Annotated in this window: 14 protein-coding genes and 1 riboswitch; of the genes, 9 read left to right on the plus strand and 5 right to left on the minus strand. The window is 37.9% G+C overall.

Features of this window, described 5'->3' with window-relative positions; genetic code table 11:
• Positions 1-23: 23 nt before the first annotated feature.
• From PVK70_RS10380 to PVK70_RS10395, 4 genes are all read left to right on the plus strand, one after another.
• Complete coding sequence (locus PVK70_RS10380) at positions 24-2,027, plus strand: NADPH-dependent 2,4-dienoyl-CoA reductase (protein ID WP_130047401.1); 2,004 nt, start codon at positions 24-26, stop codon at positions 2,025-2,027.
• Positions 2,028-2,120: 93 nt separating this feature from the next.
• Positions 2,121-4,064: a DNA topoisomerase III gene (locus PVK70_RS10385; protein ID WP_130047402.1), complete on the plus strand. Its 1,944-nt coding sequence runs from the start codon at positions 2,121-2,123 to the stop codon at positions 4,062-4,064.
• Positions 4,065-4,149: 85 nt separating this feature from the next.
• Positions 4,150-4,974: a DUF5718 family protein gene (locus PVK70_RS10390; protein WP_130047403.1), complete on the plus strand. Its 825-nt coding sequence runs from the start codon at positions 4,150-4,152 to the stop codon at positions 4,972-4,974.
• A 123-nt stretch (positions 4,975-5,097) separates the two neighbouring features.
• On the plus strand, positions 5,098-6,570 hold the full coding sequence (locus tag PVK70_RS10395; RefSeq protein ID WP_130047404.1) for a sensor domain-containing diguanylate cyclase: 1,473 nt from the start codon (positions 5,098-5,100) through the stop codon (positions 6,568-6,570).
• Between the two features lie 26 nt (positions 6,571-6,596).
• On the opposite strand, the gene dusC is transcribed toward PVK70_RS10395, so the two are convergent.
• Positions 6,597-7,544 carry a tRNA dihydrouridine(16) synthase DusC gene (dusC, locus tag PVK70_RS10400; RefSeq protein ID WP_130047405.1) on the minus strand — a complete coding sequence of 316 codons (948 nt, stop codon included), beginning with the start codon at positions 7,542-7,544 and terminating at the stop codon, positions 6,597-6,599.
• 55 nt (positions 7,545-7,599) lie between these two features.
• Positions 7,600-8,136, minus strand: a complete 537-nt coding sequence (locus PVK70_RS10405; RefSeq protein ID WP_130047406.1) for a type II secretion system protein — start codon at positions 8,134-8,136, stop codon at positions 7,600-7,602.
• Between the two features lie 102 nt (positions 8,137-8,238).
• On the opposite strand from PVK70_RS10405, the gene PVK70_RS10410 reads away from it, so the two are divergent.
• Positions 8,239-8,853 (plus strand): SEC-C metal-binding domain-containing protein, encoded by a 615-nt coding sequence (locus PVK70_RS10410; RefSeq protein WP_130047407.1) that lies wholly within the window; start codon positions 8,239-8,241, stop codon positions 8,851-8,853.
• 263 nt (positions 8,854-9,116) lie between these two features.
• Here PVK70_RS10410 and dsbB read toward each other — a convergent pair whose 3' ends face one another.
• Both dsbB and nhaB read right to left on the minus strand, forming a co-directional pair.
• A complete protein-coding gene (dsbB, locus tag PVK70_RS10415) occupies positions 9,117-9,632 on the minus strand; it encodes a disulfide bond formation protein DsbB (protein ID WP_130047408.1) in 516 nt (171 codons plus the stop codon).
• Between the two features lie 72 nt (positions 9,633-9,704).
• Positions 9,705-11,300: a Na(+)/H(+) antiporter NhaB gene (gene nhaB, locus PVK70_RS10420; RefSeq protein WP_130047409.1), complete on the minus strand. Its 1,596-nt coding sequence runs from the start codon at positions 11,298-11,300 to the stop codon at positions 9,705-9,707.
• A 448-nt stretch (positions 11,301-11,748) separates the two neighbouring features.
• On the opposite strand from nhaB, the gene fadR reads away from it, so the two are divergent.
• Both fadR and PVK70_RS10430 read left to right on the plus strand, forming a co-directional pair.
• Positions 11,749-12,591, plus strand: coding sequence for a fatty acid metabolism transcriptional regulator FadR (gene fadR, locus PVK70_RS10425; protein WP_130047410.1), 843 nt, complete (start codon positions 11,749-11,751; stop codon positions 12,589-12,591).
• Between the two features lie 247 nt (positions 12,592-12,838).
• The gene (locus tag PVK70_RS10430; protein WP_338000491.1) at positions 12,839-13,294 is read left to right on the plus strand and encodes a MipA/OmpV family protein; all 456 of its coding nucleotides are present in this window, start codon (positions 12,839-12,841) and stop codon (positions 13,292-13,294) included.
• Between the two features lie 168 nt (positions 13,295-13,462).
• Here the strand turns inward: PVK70_RS10430 and PVK70_RS10435 are convergent, their stop codons facing one another.
• The gene (locus tag PVK70_RS10435) at positions 13,463-13,867 is read right to left on the minus strand and encodes an H-NS family histone-like protein (RefSeq protein ID WP_165367178.1); all 405 of its coding nucleotides are present in this window, start codon (positions 13,865-13,867) and stop codon (positions 13,463-13,465) included.
• A 244-nt stretch (positions 13,868-14,111) separates the two neighbouring features.
• Positions 14,112-14,295, plus strand: a riboswitch (Lysine riboswitch).
• A 79-nt stretch (positions 14,296-14,374) separates the two neighbouring features.
• Between PVK70_RS10435 and PVK70_RS10440 the strand changes: the two genes are divergently transcribed.
• Both PVK70_RS10440 and PVK70_RS10445 read left to right on the plus strand, forming a co-directional pair.
• Entirely contained in the window at positions 14,375-15,961 is a 1,587-nt protein-coding gene (locus PVK70_RS10440; RefSeq protein ID WP_130047413.1) for a Na+/H+ antiporter NhaC family protein, read from the plus strand.
• Positions 15,962-16,067: 106 nt separating this feature from the next.
• Positions 16,068-16,844: a nucleotidyltransferase domain-containing protein gene (locus tag PVK70_RS10445; RefSeq protein WP_130047414.1), complete on the plus strand. Its 777-nt coding sequence runs from the start codon at positions 16,068-16,070 to the stop codon at positions 16,842-16,844.

Raw genomic sequence — 16,844 nt, forward strand, 5'->3', positions numbered from 1 at the left:
ATAATTATAAGCGATGGATTGTTATGATGTACCCACACCTTTTTCAGCCGTTAGATTTGGGATTTACCCAATTAAAGAATCGAGTCTTAATGGGCTCTATGCATACTGGATTAGAAGAGAGTAATGATGGATTTAAAAAACTCTCAGCTTTTTATGCCGCGCGGGCAAAGGGTGGAGTTGGGCTTATTGTCACTGGTGGTTTTGCACCTAATTTTCGTGGGCGTTTAACGCCCTTTAGTGCGCAGTTTAGCTCTTCTCGTGCAGCGGAGAAACATAAAGTGTTAACTCGTGCTGTACATGATAATGGCGGAAAAATTGCCCTTCAGCTTCTTCATGCGGGTCGCTATGCGATGCATCCTTTAGCGCTAAGTGCCTCTGACATTAGAGCACCGATAGGTATGTTTACTCCAAGCCAAATGAGTGAGCGCCAAATTCAAAAAACTATCCATGATTTTGCTAATAGTGCGCATTATGCAAAACAAGCCAATTACGATGGCATTGAAGTAATGGGATCTGAGGGGTATCTCATTAATCAATTTATTTGTGCTAGAACAAATATGAGGTATGACGATTGGGGTGGTAACTATCAAAATAGAATACGCTTCCCGTTAGAAATTATTAAAGCGATACGTGAAAAAGTAGGTACTGATTTTATTATTATCTTCCGATTATCTATGCTTGATTTAGTGGAACAAGGCAGCACGTTTGATGAGGTGGTGGAGCTTGCTCAAGCGTTAGAAAAAGCAGGAGTCACGATACTAAATACAGGAATTGGTTGGCATGAAGCCAGAATACCAACCATAGCGACTCAAGTGCCACGAGCTGCCTTTAGTTGGGTAACAGAAAAATTAAAAGATAAAGTCTCTATTCCTTTAGTGACGTGTAATCGCATTAATACACCTGAAGTCGCTGAAGATATATTGGCATCGGGACAGGCCGATATGGTGTCAATGGCGCGTCCATTTTTAGCGGATGCTGAATTTGTAAATAAAGCAGAGCAAGACAAATCAGAATTAATTAATACTTGTATTGGCTGTAATCAAGCCTGTTTGGACCATGTATTTAAAGCCAAGCGAGCCACTTGTTTGGTTAACCCTCAAGCCTGTTATGAAACCGAGTTAGTACTTACTCCTACTGAAAAAGTGAAGTCAATTGCAGTGATTGGTGCGGGAATGGCTGGTTTATCTTGTGCGACATCAGCGGCCGAACGTGGTTATCAAGTAACAGTATTTGAGCGAAGTGATCGCATTGGTGGGCAGTTTAATTTAGCCATGCAGATCCCAGGGAAAGAAGAGTTTAAAGAGACCATTCGTTATTTCTCCAATAAATTAGATCATAAGAACATTATCGTTAAGTTGAATTATACCGTTGAAACGGATGAACTGCGCCAGTTTGATGAGGTGGTAGTGGCAACAGGCGTTAAGCCAAGAGCTCCTCAACTAGAAGGCAGTGAGCATCCTAAAGTGATTGATTACCAAACTTACATTAAGACCCAACCCAAGCTTGGTCAAAAAGTAGCGGTGATTGGGGCGGGTGGTATTGGTGTTGATGTCGCGACCATGATCACTGAGCCTGAAGATCACACATTAGATGCGTGGTTAAAAGATTGGGATATTGATAAAAATATAGAATTTGAAGGCGGTTTAAAGCCACAAGAAACACATCAAACCACCCGCGAAGTATGGCTGATGCAACGTAAAAAAGGCAGCATAGGAAAAGGTCCTGGCAAAACGACGGGTTGGATCCATAAACGCACCTTACAAAAACGTGGCGTACATATGCTAGCAGGTGTTGAATATTTAAAAGTGAATGATGAAGGTTTGTATATTCGTCAAAATGAAGAAGTTAAGCTGCTCGATGTTGATCATGTTTTAATGTGTGCAGGCCAAGTGTCCGTCAATGACTTAGTTGAAACACTAACCTCAGCGGATATTGAGCATCACGTTATTGGCGGGGCAGAGCATGCAGGTGAATTGGATGCGAAGCGAGCAATCCGTCAAGGGGTTGAACTAGCCGCGAAACTTTAAGCTAAAATTCCAACAAGTTAGGCAACAAAACTTGATAACTGTCTATTTATACAGGTATAGTGCTGATGTTATTCACAACATCAGCACTTTTTTATGTCACGATTATTTATTGCAGAAAAACCGAGTTTAGGTCGAGCGATTGCCGCAGGCCTGGCAAAGCCACAGAAGAATCAACAAGGCTACATAGAATGTGGCAATGGCGACATTGTAACTTGGTGTATTGGTCACCTATTAGAGCAAGTTGAGCCTGATGCTTATGATGATAAATACAAATCGTGGCGTATGGAGCATTTACCTATTGTTCCTGAACAGTGGCAACTTCGTCCAAGAAAATCGTCGAGCAAACAATTAACGGTGATCCGAAAATTATTAAAAACCGCTTCTCAAGTGGTTCACGCGGGTGATCCTGATAGAGAAGGACAGTTGTTAGTTGATGAAGTTTTGGATTATTTAAAACTGTCTAAAACAAAAAAAGCAGCGACTCAACGGTTATTAATTAGCGATTTAAATTTACCGGCAGTAAAACGTGCATTAACGTCAATGCGAAGTAACCAAGAGTTTATTCCTCTCTCTATCTCAGCCTTAGCGCGCTCTCGTGCCGATTGGTTGTATGGTATGAACATGACACGCGCTTATACCTTATTAGGTCAACGTGGTGGTTATCAAGGTGTCTTATCCGTAGGCCGTGTACAAACGCCTGTATTAGGTTTAGTGACTCGCCGTGATGAAGAGATTGCTAATTTTGTTCCTAAAGCATATTTCACCTTAGACGCATTAATTCCTTATCAAAATCCTCAGTTGAATGACGGACAAGCGTTTGATATTCGAGCGAAGTGGAAGCCAAGTGAAGCGTGTCAGCAATGGCAAGACGAAGAAGGGCGCGTGCTCAGTCTGAAATTGGTCGAAAACGTAGCTCAGAGAATTGCGAATCAACCAGCAACCGTCACTAAAGCTGAAAATAAAGAAACCAAGCAAAATGCGCCTTTACCTTATTCGTTATCGTCATTACAAATAGATGCTTCAAAACGTTACAACCTAAGTGCACAGCAAGTATTAGATGCGTGTCAGGCTTTATATGAAAAGCACAAATTAATCACTTATCCACGCTCAGACAGCCGTCATTTACCCAAAGATCATTATAAGCAGCGTGAACAAGTATGCGCTGCAATTGGTAATAACGATAAGCAATTATCTAGCGCCGTAAGCAATGCCGATTTAACGTTGAAATCACGAGCATGGAATGACAGTAAAGTAGATGCTCACCATGCGATTATTCCAACCCCAAAATCGAGTGGTTCGGCAGGGCTTTCTGGGCTTGAAGAGAAGGTTTATCACTTAATAGCCCGTCAGTATTTAATGCAGTTTTATCCTGCTGCTGTTTACGCCGAAGCGGAGTTGGTGTTTGATATTGCAGGGGGCGTCTTTGCAGCCAAAGGCAAGCAGATGTTGTTTGCAGGCTGGCGAGTATTGCTGGGTAAAACTCAAGCGCAAAATGGCGATGATGATGTAGCGAATAAAGTTCCTCCGCTTAAAAAAGGCGAAGTACATACGTGTCGTGAAGGTGAAATAAAACACAAGATGACGGAGCCTCCTAAGTATTTTACTGAAGCAACTTTATTACAAGCCATGACAGGTATCGCTCGTTTTGTTGAAGATAAAGAGCTGAAAAAGATCCTAAGAGATACCGATGGATTAGGAACCGAGGCCACACGAGCAGGGATATTAGATACTTTATTTAAACGCCAACTATTAACTCGCAATGGTAAAAATATTCATGCGAGTGAGGCCGGAAAAGGCTTGATTAATGCGTTACCGAATGAGGCGACTTACCCAGATATGACGGCTCATTGGGAGTTTCAGCTACAAGGAATGACAGAAAGAACCTGTGCATATCGTCCTTTTATGTCTGAATTAGAAACCAAAGTCCTAAACTTTATGCAAAGGGTTCAGCAAGGTCCGGTACCAGAATCATTAAAAACGTTGAAAAGCCCGACAAAACCGCAATTTAAACGTCGTAGAAAAGCAAAGAAATCATAAAACTAGATCCGTATCATCGAACAGAATTAAAGAATAAATTAAGGTGCCTTCTTAACGTTACTTTTAGAATAACTAAGAAGGCAATATGACATTTAAACATGCAGTGGGTTTTGGTGTAGCAGGTAACTTTGCTGGGCATCTGGAGCAAGCAGGGGAAGCAACTGATTTTTTAAATGTGAAAGTTGAAAATGCCATTCAACCAAAAGCACTGTTTCCATTTTATATCCCATCACAACAAGCAGGATTCTTATCTCAATATCCTTTGTCGTCTGATTCTATTATTCCACCTAATGATGCTGATAACCTGCAAATTGAACCAGAAGTTGCGATTGTGTTTGATATCACTTATCAAGACAATAAAGTGGTGGCCTTAACTCCTGTGAAGTTTGCGGCATACAATGATTGTTCAATTAGAAAGCCCAATGCAAAAAAGATAAGTGAGAAGAAAAACTGGGGTGAAAATACCAAAGGGATCTCACAAGATTTTATTGGGTTAACTTCGTTCACTAAAGGTTGTGAGTTAGATAAATATCGTATCGCCAGCTTTCATATTCGCAATGGTGAAATTAATCGATACGGTGAAGATAGCGCTGCGATTGATTACAGCTACTTCCATGAGCAACTGAATGATTGGATGATTGATCGAATGAACAATCAAAAAGATGAAGGCCCTGCTGAAGATCTTGCGCTTTATTTATCTGAGGCAAATTATCCAGAACAAGCAATTATTAGTATTGGAGCAACGCGATACACTGAATTTGGTGAAACTAACTTCTTACAATCAGGCGATGAAAGCATCGTAGTAGTTTATGATGGTGAGCAGTATGGAGCTCAAGATATTGAAGAGATGGTAAGTACTAAAACGTGGACTAAAAATGGGGTATCTTTGCTTTCTCAAGTAGTTAGATAATCATTATATATGCATTTAACGGTAGTTTACTGTCAGATAAATGTTAAATGAAGCATTTCAGCAAGATATTCAGTAAATAAGTAGGTATTATAGTCTGTTCATTTTCTGTTAAAGAATTTATATATGCCAAAATCTAATTTAAAACATATCTTTGTTATTCCAACACTGTTTTTAGTGTTATTGCTTAGTATTGTTTTAGATAATCATATCGGTTCTGTTCAGCGACAAGTGAACCGTGAATATGATCGTATTATGGATTCTTTACAGCGCTCTATCAAAGTAATGATTTCGCTTGATTACAACTTATCTCAGCTTTACAAACAAAGCTCAGGTGGTTTTTATAATCATAATTTTGAATTAGATGAACAGGCTGGTCTTTGTGTTATTCGTCCGAGTAATGATCAAAGTGCAGTAATGGCGAATCAAGATGTTTCTGTACCAAATAGCCGTTTAGATTACAGTATTGCAGGTTCTGAAGCGTTGTGTGAACCAAACTCCGAGCTTCATGAGATTGCCTCTAAGAAGGTAATTCTTGCCCCCGTTATTTCTTTTATCCATGATTATGAATCCTATCTACATGGGATCTATTTTATTTCAAAATACGATTACATCATCTCGTCGCCAAAACAAATTGCAGAAAATTTAACCAAGCAAACATTGGATACTATCTACTCTCGACCATATTGGACGAACAGTATGAAGAATACCAATCGAAAACATGTCACCTTTACTCCTCCGTATACTGATGCCTTTTTTGATGGTTTAGAAGTGTTAACTTTTTCTACGCCTATTTATTATAAAGATCTCTTTAAGGGCGTACTGGTAATCGATTTATCGGTTGAAAAACTATTACGTTCAAATAGTGATGTTTCAAAGCATATTCAATTATTAGAGAGTGATAAATATGAACGTTTTGAACAGTATCGTTTTATGCAACCAGTGACGCTTTCGGATACTAATTTTACCTACTTTCTATATTATAAAAGCTCAATAAAAGAAGAACTAATTAGTTTTTTAACTCATGATATTAAATCGTTAACCTTGATTTTTGTGACCTATATTCTTGCCGTTTTATCGATGTTTTATTATCAAACACATCTATCTCAACGTTATTATCGTGACTTAGCAAAACAAGATCCAATGACAGGTTTATATAATCGTCGTGGTTTTGAAATGAGCCTACAAGATCGGGTGGTTAAGAAGTTTGTAGGTTTTGCTCTTTATGATATTGATGATTTTAAACAAATTAATGATGTATTTGGTCATGATGTGGGCGATGAGGCGATTATATATGTCGCCAAAATTCTGAATAAAAGTGTGCGTGATAGCGACATTGTTTCACGATTTGGCGGTGAAGAGTTTGTGATTTGTATTAATGCAGAATCAAGAGCCAGTTTGGAAAATATTTGCGAGAGAGTGAGAAAATCTATTCAAGACTCTTCTGGTAAAGTGGTGAAAGGTGGCTTTACTGTCTCTGGTGGTGTTGCAGTAATTGATTCTCAACAAGACTTCTCATTTGAGCATGTCATCAAAAAAGCAGATGATCTTCTTTATAAAGCAAAACAAGATGGTAAAAACCGAGTGTATTTTTCATAAACTCGGTTTATATTTGTTTTAAAGAGTTAACTTACTTTTTCTAGCTCTTGGTGTAGTCTTGCAACGATAGGATCTGATTTTTTATGGCTTCGAATATCCATAAAAATGTCCTTTGCCTCAGTGTATTCTTGGCGAAGATAAACTAACCATTGTTTTACTCGGTTTGAATAATACTGGCCTTTGTCACCTGCCATTTGTAATTTTGAATAATGAATTAAAAGTGCGATCACTTCTGGCCATGGCATCTTAGTGTGATTGTGTTTTACAACATTACCTAAGTTAGGAATGTTGAATGCGCCACGACACACCATTAATGAATCAATACCTGTTGCTGCAATACAACGTTGTCCATCTTCATAGTTCCAAATCTCACCGTTTGCGATAATTGGAATATCAACTTTTTGACGAACTTGGTTAATGTAATCCCACTTTATTTCTTCTGCGCGGTAACCATCAACTTTAGTTCTTGCGTGAATGGTTAGCTCGCTTGCGCCAGCTTGTTTTATCGCATCAGAAATAGCAAAGCACTCTTCTGGATTTTCCCAACCTAAGCGGATCTTCGCTGTGACTTTTTTATCACTTGGAACGGCATCACGACACGATTTTACGATCTGATAAATTAATTCAGGATCTTTTAATAGCGCAGCACCACCTCGACTTTTGTTTACCGCTTTTGCTGGGCAACCAAAGTTAAGATCAATACCATCAGAGCCGAGTTCAATAGCACGCACGGCATTTTCTGCCATCCAATTCGGCTCTTGTCCTAATAGTTGTACACGGATAGGAGTGCCTGATTGTGTTTTACTGCCATTGAGTAGTTCTGGACTGATACGGTGGAACACGTGTGGAGGTAACAACTGGTCTACGATGCGAACAAACTCAGTAACGCAGAAATCATAGTCATTAATCTCGGTTAATAGCTCACGCATTAAGTGATCGAGTACGCCCTCCATCGGGCCTAGTATTACTTGCATATCCCACCTCTTTTATTGGAGGTGGGATTGTAGGGGGAAAGGGGGGCTATGTCACTTATTTTGGAAAATTTGTAAACTCGACAACAGTTTCACCCGTTGTTACTGAGTAACGCATGGTGTAGCCTTTATTAGTATTATCATCCATATTTGAAGTGTAATAATAAAGGCATTCATTTGAACTGTTATACCAATATTTCATATCAACATCAGTAGGAAACATTCCTCCGTTTAGATAAGGCTCAGTAGTAAAGTCTGTATTCAGAATAGACCTAAATACTTCACCACAACCTTCACCTGTAATTTTACCATGATAAGTGGTACCTAATGGAAAACCTTCATTTGATGGGTAAATAGTTTCATCAGCGAAAGTAACACCAACAGCAGAACTTGCTGATGGTTCACCTTGCAGAATCCAAGCGCCATGATACATACCTACAGCGGCAGTAAAGGCAGAAAAAACACCATCAGCTCTAGACTCATGGGCATCATCTTGCAAATTTAAAAATTTTGGCGCGGCAATCACAGCTAAAATTCCTAAAATTACAATAACAACAATTAATTCAATTAGGGTAAATCCTCGGTTTTTTTTCATAATATTTCTCGACAGCAAAAAATTAATAATAACGGCACTTAGGCTCTAATAATTATTTGCGCTATACTACGCCGAAAACTTAATTTCGGAAGTGAATAAATAATGAAGTATCAATTAATTGCACTAGATGGTGTTGATTTGAACTGCTCTGGCCTCTTTCTTGAAGGAGCGGTACTTGCTGCAAATATGGCAACCAAGCCATTAGACCCTGAAGTGTGGTTAAGCGACTTGGTTGGTGCTGATAATGTACAAGCAATACTAAAACCAGTATCTCAGCAAATAGAGCATCAATACACATTACTAAAGCGTCATGAATATGAAGTCACTGAGGTTGTAAATTTTGATAATCTTGATGATGTAGCAGAATTTGCTGAAGGCTTTATGACGCTATGGCCAACAGTTGAAGAGTTATGGGCAGATCTTAACGTAGCTGATGGTACGATGCGAATGCTGTCTGCATTACTGACGACTATGATGCTTGCCGTTGATGAAAAAGAAACTCATCGTCAAATGGCTGAAACAGGAATTGATACGCCACCAACGCTAGAGCAGATGTTACCGAAAATTGATTTTATGATACAAGAAGTAGCAATGGCTGCGGATGAATATCAAATTGGCTATAAAGGCCAAAAGGTAAATCCATATAAAGATGTGGGCCGTAATGATGCTTGCCCGTGCGAAAGCGGTAAGAAGTTTAAGAAGTGTTGTGGTAAATAAACACGAAGCTATCTTTTATACCAATCTACATAAGTATTTGATCATTCTTGCTTGTTAAAATCGATTATATCTGCGTTATACCTTTCTATTGCAAAAATTAGGTGTAATTAGACCCACTAGTTACTGTAATTTATGCCTTGTTCTAATCGATTTTTTCTACGCAATTATCTGAACAACTACTTATCCAGAATGGTATTAGTAAAAAATAGAATAAAAAAGCCATCAACTGATTGATGGCTTTTTTGTGTTAAATCAAAAGGTTGTTAGGCTGATTTCTTATTAAAAAATTGAGCAACAACAAAAATAGCCAAAGCCACTAAGTTACCAGTAAAGATAATAACTAACCATTGAGGCATAGTTAACGTTAAGAATTGCCATACAATTTTACTGCAGTCACCATACGCTTCAAACATCCATGGTGCCCATTTGTTGAGTGGTGCCCATGAAGGGAAGGTGACGAATAAATCGCAGGTAGCGAAAGGTGATGGGTTCAATTGGAAATCCACATGTTGAAGAGCGAGCTTTAATCCCCATCCTGCACTGATCCCCCAAGCAACAAAACCACACCAGCGAATAATGAGATTATTTGGGTTTAATAATCCAATAATTGCGGCACCACCAATTCCCATCATAGCAACACGTTCATAAATACACATTACACAAGGTGGTAATTTCATGACGTGTTGAAAAGTAAGAGCTGCAGCTTCAAAAGCAGCGATACAAAGAAGCAATAGCAGCCAAGATAAGCGAATGCGGGAGAAATGGTTGAGGGCTTGCATTAATTATTCCTTAATAAAAAATAAAGGCTCCGTATAAACAGAGCCTTTCATATCAAAAGTGATTATACCTTCTTAATGACCACTAGAAACCGCAGAAGTTGCACTTTCAATTGCACCTGGTGTGATCCAGCCTAAATCGTAGAACATTGCAGTCATTGGTTCAAGGAAGAATACAATACCGAATAAGCCAACAAGAGCCAAGACAATCGTATATGGCAATGCCATCCATACCATACGACCGTATGATAATTGAATTAACGGTGCTAGAGCTGATGTTAATAGGAACAAGAATGCCGCTTGACCATTTGGTGTCGCAACAGAAGGTAAGTTAGTACCTGTATTGATCGCTACCGCTAATAGATCAAATTGATCACGAGTAATCGCACCATCTAATAATGCCGATTTTACTTCATTAATGTAAACGGTACCTACGAATACGTTATCCGATACCATTGACAGTAAACCGTTCGCAACATAGAAAAGGGCAAGTTGAGTGCCTTTATCTTCAACTGCAAGTACAGCGTCGATAATAGGTTTAAATAGCTCTTGATCAATGATTACCGCAACAACCGCGAAGAATACAGCAAGCAGTGAGGTAAATGGTAATGCTTCTTCAAACGCTTTACCCATTGAGTGCTCTTCAATAACACCAGTGAATGCCGTCGCTAAAATGATAACAGATAGACCAATTAGGCCAACAGCTGCAAGGTGCATAGCAAGTGCTACAATTAACCATACTGCAATTAAACCTTGGATGATTAATTTAGCGTTATCGATATTTGTGCGGTTTTTGCTTTCTTCCGCATCGTATTCTTCTAGAATTTTACGTACGTTTTCTGGAAGTTTTGCACCGTAGCCACAGATGCCTAATTTCTCAACGACAAAACACGTTAACATACCACAAATAAATACAGGGGCAGTGATTGGTAGCATGCGAATAATGAACTCACCAAACATCCAACCAGCTTGATCTGCAATGATTAAGTTTTGAGGCTCGCCTACCATGGTCATTACGCCACCAAGTGCAGTACCCACACCTGCATGCATAAGAAGACTACGTAAAAATGCACGGTAGTTTTCAAGGTCATCACGAGTCAGTTCGTCGGTTACATTTGAATCACATGTATGATCGTGGCTTGGAGTACCACCTTGACCAGAAGCCACTCGGTGATAAATAGCATAGAAGCCAACAGCAACACTGATAACAACAGCAATAACGGTTAAAGCATCAAGGAACGCGGATAAGAAAGCAGCAGTAAAGCAGAATGCAACAGAAAGAGCTGCTTTCGATTTTATGCCAATCAAAATTTTGGTAAAGATAAATAGAAGCAATTGCTTCATGAAATAAATACCAGCAACCATAAAGACAAGTAAAAGTAATACTTCAATATTAGCCACAAGTTCATGTTTTACTTGTTCAGGGCTTGTCATTCCTATTGCAATCGCTTCGATGGCAAGTAGACCACCTGGCTGTAATGGGTAACATTTAAGAGCCATTGCCAGTGTGAAAATGAACTCAATAACCAATAACCAACCAGCAGTAAATGGGTCGATTAGGAAAAATACAAAAGGGTTAATAACTAAAAATGACAGTATTGCAATTTTGTACCAGTCGGGGGCTTTACCAAGAAAGTTTTTGATAAATGCATTCCCTAGTGAAATAGACATGTGATGCTCTCTAGATTATTACATTGATTCTATGAACATAAGGAGGTGTAGGAAGTTGATAATAATCGCCTAACGTATTATTTTTTTTGAAAGATAAACAACTATTTAGAAAAACAACAAAAAATACCTTACTGCTTTGCCAAATAACTACCTATATAAATCCGCCCTTATACCAAACGCCTGAACTTTACTCTTAAATCATTAATAGTCAATATTCGAAAAGAGGTAAATTGATCAAAATGTGCCTTTGCTCGGTTTTATGAGTAAAACTGATAGAAAGCGATAAAAAAAAGATAGCTACTGCTTGATTGTTCAAGGTAAGTAAGGGTTAAGAAATAGAGCAAATGTTTCTACATTGAGAGTTAAATTAATAAGTGGTTAAGAATTTATTGAACTGGTGGTATGATGAGTGAAGTTATTTTATATAAAGATTGGATTGTAAACTTGTATGGTTATTAAGGCTAAAAGTCCAGCAGCATTTGCTGAAAAATACATTATTGAAAGTATTTGGAACGGTCGTTTCCCACCAGGGTCGATTTTGCCCGCTGAGCGTGAGCTTTCTGAGCTTATAGGTGTGACTAGAACAACATTGCGTGAAGTTCTTCAGCGTTTAGCTCGTGATGGTTGGTTAACAATTCAACATGGTAAGCCAACGAAGGTAAATAATTATATGGAGACATCGGGTCTTCATATTTTAGATACGTTAATGACATTAGTTGATGCGAACAATGCGACGTCAATCGTAGAAGACTTATTAGCCGCTCGAACTAATATTAGTTGTATATTTATGAGACAAGCCTTTAAAGCTAATAAAGAAGGTTCATTGCGTACTCTTGACCGTGTTATTGATTCATGCGAGCAACTTTTAGCGGCTGAAAGTTGGAATGCATTTATCGAAGAGTCACCTTTTGGCGCTAAAATTAAAGCTGAAGTAAAAGAAGATAATGAAAAAGATCCTGCTAAGCGTGAAGAAATCTTAATCGCTAAAACATTTAATTATTACGATTATATGTTATTTCAAGGCGTGGCTTTTAAATCTGGAAACCAAATTTATGGACTAATTTTTAACGGACTTAAAAAGCTATATGCACGAGTTGGTAGTTATTACTTTTCAAACCCAGAAGCACGTGAACTTGCGTTACAATTTTACCGTGATTTAAAACAAATTTGTGAAGAAGAAAGAAAAGACGCAGTAATGCCAAGAATGCGTCAATATGGTATGGAAGGTAATCTTATTTGGAATGAGATGAAACTGAACTTACCAAGTAACTTTAGAGAAGATGATAGTTAATTTATTAGCTAAAAATATAAAAAAAAGCAGGCCATAAAAGCCTGCTTTTTTTATATCTGAAATTTGAAGATAAATGAAGGGATAACTAATACTGATTGTTATTTTATTTGAGTTCAATAATTGTATTTTCACGATTAATTTACAAAATAAACCTAAAAAACTGTCAAAATGGTACGTCATGCTGTATGGTGTCTTTGTTATGTTCTAGAGTGTTTAAAATATACAAAGTAATAAAAAGGTTTTTATCGTGAATAAACTCGTAAATGGATTGATTGTTGGAGCAGCCTATTCGCCTTCTTTTTATAAAGAAACTCCTTCAAATACAACGGTAATTCCAGTTGTTGGTTATGAGGGAGAGCACCTTTTTTTACGTGGTTTTAGCGGTGGATATCGTCTTTACCCTGTAGGAACACCTCAAAATATTATTCTTCGTTTTGTTTATGACCCACGTACCTTTAAGCCTGAAGATTCCGATAATATTCAAATGCAGAAATTGGATGAACGTAAAGCAACTATTTTAGGAGGTGTTACTTATCAAGCAATTACTCATATTGGCTTATCTACTTATTTTCATTTAACGTCAAATATTCGTGTAACCGGTGATCTTCGATATGTGAACTTAGAAGGCAATTTAGAAAAGAGTTCAATGATAGAACACACGGCAAGTACGACGGGTAATGTTGGTATAGCGTATGTATTTTAGAGCAAGTAATGTGTTGAATACCAATAACGAAGAATTTTAATTAAAGAGTATAGATATGATTAAACTTTTGAAACAATTTAATCGAATGCTTTTATGATAAAAAGTTAACAATAGAAATAAAAAAGCCACTTCAATGAGTGGCTTTTTTGAATCAAAAGAGTATTAATCTTAAATTAAGAAATCTTCTAGTGCTTTACCTGCATCTAGTTGAGTTTGTAGTGCTGATGGAGTACGACCTTGGCCTGTCCACGTTTTTTCTGCGCCAGCATGATCTAAGAATTTGTATTTTGCAGGGCGAGGTGCACGTTTTTGTTTTGTTTTAACAGTAGTAGAAGACATAGTATCTAGTAGGTCTTCTGGAGCGATACCACTTTCAAGCATCATTTGACGGAACTCTTCAAGTTTTGCTTGTTTTTCAGCAAGTTGAGAGCGTTCTTCAGCTTCAGATTCTTGGCGTTCAGCAACAACTGATTGTAATTTCTCAAGAGCTTCTTCTAGTTGCTCTAGTGTCATTTCACGAGATAATACACGAAGGCTACGTAGGTTTAATAGTGTTTTAATTGTATCAGACATGATTGATTCCATAATTATTTTGATAATACGTTTATTATATAACAAGAAAATAATATAACAAACTTTCCAATAAAGAAATAATAATTTGATAGTGATAGAAATATTAAAAGTGAGATTTAATAATACATTTGTAGACTATTCGCCAAGATAAAGTATCTCATTCTGACCGTAGTGATGAGTTAATGTTAAAATACTCAGATATAGTATTGCAAAATTGTGTTCAGTCCGTACAATGACTTTCACCTAAACGGGTAGAGGCGCATTGCCTAAGAGTAGATTGTTAGAGGGTGATTCTGATGACAGCAATCGAAAGGAGTCAGTGCCGAAGTTAATTACGTTAATCAGACGTGTTAGCTGGGGTTATTTCGAAAAGGAATAACACTGCCATAGTCAATTTTATTTTTTAACTATGGAGCGCTACTGTGGGGAATTGTTTTAACATTCACTTCCTTTAACGGCATTGCCGTATCAACAGTAGATCTCCAACCAAACTGGTTGTTGTAGATCATGAACTTAGCTGATTTTTCAAATTCTCCGATATCAATATTGCCCCCATTAATCGCATTGGGTTTAGCAATTTTAACTCGCCGAGTTTTACTTTCTCTTGGTGTTGGTATCGTTTTAGGCGCAATTTTGCTGTCTAATTATTCTATTTCTGGTACCGCTTCTTATGTATTTACTTCTGTTAAAGGCGTGTTCATCGATGATGGCGCAATTAATAGCTGGAACATGAGTATCGTTGCTTTCCTTATTTTATTGGGAATGACAACTGCGCTTCTGACTCTTTCTGGTGGTACTCGCGCTTTTGCTGAGTGGGCTCAGACAAGAATTAAAAGCAAGCGTGGTGCGAAACTCCTTGCCGCCTTCCTTGGTGTTTTCATTTTTGTTGATGATTATTTTAATAGCTTAGCTGTTGGTTCAATATCCCGCCCTGTAACTGACCGTTTTTATGTATCAAGAGCAAAGCTAGCTTATATCCTTGACTCAACTGCTGCCCCTATGTGTGTATTAATGCCAGCATCAAGTTGGGGTGCGTACATCATTACTATTATTGGTGGTATTTTGGTGTCGCATGGTGTTACTGAATACTCTGCACTAGGCGCGTATGTTCGTTTAATTCCAATGAACTTCTATGCAGTCTTTGCTTTATTAATGGTATTTGCAGTAGTTTGGTTCCAACTAGATGTAGGACCAATGCGTGATCATGAAAATGAAGCCGCTCGTGGTAATGGTTTTGATGACCAAGCCGTTAATAAAGAATCTAAAGATTTAAACGAAGAACTTAATATTACTGAAAGTAAAACGGGTAAAGTGTCTGATCTCATTTTCCCTATTATCACGTTAATTGTCGCAACGGTATTCTTTATGATTTATACCGGCGGACAAGCATTAATTGCTGATGGTAAAGAGTTTAATATTCTAGGTGCTTTTGAAAATACCGATGTTGGCGCGTCATTGTGTTACGGTGGATTAATCGGTCTAGGCTCTGCGCTTATCACTGTTTTCCGTCAAGGTATCTCTCCAAGAGACATTGGTATGACAATGTGGATTGGTGCGAAGTCAATGTTCGGTGCTATTTTGATCCTTTTCTTTGCATGGACAATTGGTTCTGTAATTGGTGATATGCAAACTGGCTCTTACTTATCTAGTTTAGCGCAAGGCAGCATTGGTATTCACTGGATCCCAGTTATCCTATTTTTACTATCAGGTTTGATGGCATTTAGTACAGGTACATCATGGGGTACATTCGGTATCATGTTACCAATTGCAGGTGACATGGCAGGTGCGACAGACATTGCTCTTATTTTACCAATGCTAGGTGCGGTATTAGCGGGTTCTGTATTTGGTGATCATTGTTCTCCAATTTCAGATACAACGATTCTGTCTTCTACTGGTGCTCGTTGTAGCCATATTGACCACGTAGCTACACAATTACCTTATGCGCTTTCAATTGCAGGGGTTTCTGCTGTTGGTTATATTGCTCTTGGCTTTACCGCTTCTGTGTTAATTGCCTTTATAGCAGCAACAGCCGCATTCATCTGTGTATGTGGTGGCTTAATGGTTCTGTCCAAAAAACGTGCAGTTACAGCATAGTGTTAATTATTATATAAACAAACCGGTCTATATGGCCGGTTTTTTATTGCTTTTTATTCATGAAGTCGCGATCATTACATTAAGTTATTTATGATTGGAGTTCTTTGTGTCTCGTTATACTTTACCTATTATTGATAAACATTCTCCTTTTCAAATAGAGTTTGAACCTGTCATTCGAGATCTCATTCTGCATATTCGCTCAGCAGTCCCTAAATCGGTTCATAGTATTTACCTATATGGCAGTGTGGCACGACGTGAAGCAATTCCAACACGTTCAAATTTAGACGTAACCTTAATAACCACCGTACCGTTAACAAATAAAGAGCAAACCTTAATAAATACAATAAAAATACGTTTTCAATCTAAATATCCACAAATTACTGGCGTGACATTTAATATCGGTGAAACAAACGATGTATTACAACTTGAATCTATTTTTAGTTGGGGTTTTTGGCTTCGTCATTGCTGTGTATGTGTTTTTGGCGATGATTTATCGACTCGATTTGGTGATTTTGAACCAAGTTGGGAAATTGCTAAGAATATGAATATGGATATTGAAGAGTGGTTAGATGCTTACACGAAAAAAATCTTAGCTAGCCAAGACATTGAACTTCAAGTTGAGCTGCAAAAAACGATCGCTAAAAAGCTATTACGTAGTTGTTATTCTTTGGTTATGCATAAGGATAAAGGTTGGTATGATCACCCTATATTATGTGCAAGAAAATTTTTAGAGTATTACCCAGAAAAACAAACGGAAATTGAACGTGTTGTTATGTTATTGAAGGGACGTAAAATACCAAAACGCTCAACCATCGCTTTATTACAAGAGTTTGGTGGTTGGGTTGTTAGTGAATTTAATAAAATAGAAAGAAGAATAGGCTAA

This window comes from Aliivibrio sp. A6 (genome assembly GCF_028765505.1).
GTDB classification, from domain to species: domain Bacteria; phylum Pseudomonadota; class Gammaproteobacteria; order Enterobacterales; family Vibrionaceae; genus Aliivibrio; species Aliivibrio finisterrensis_A.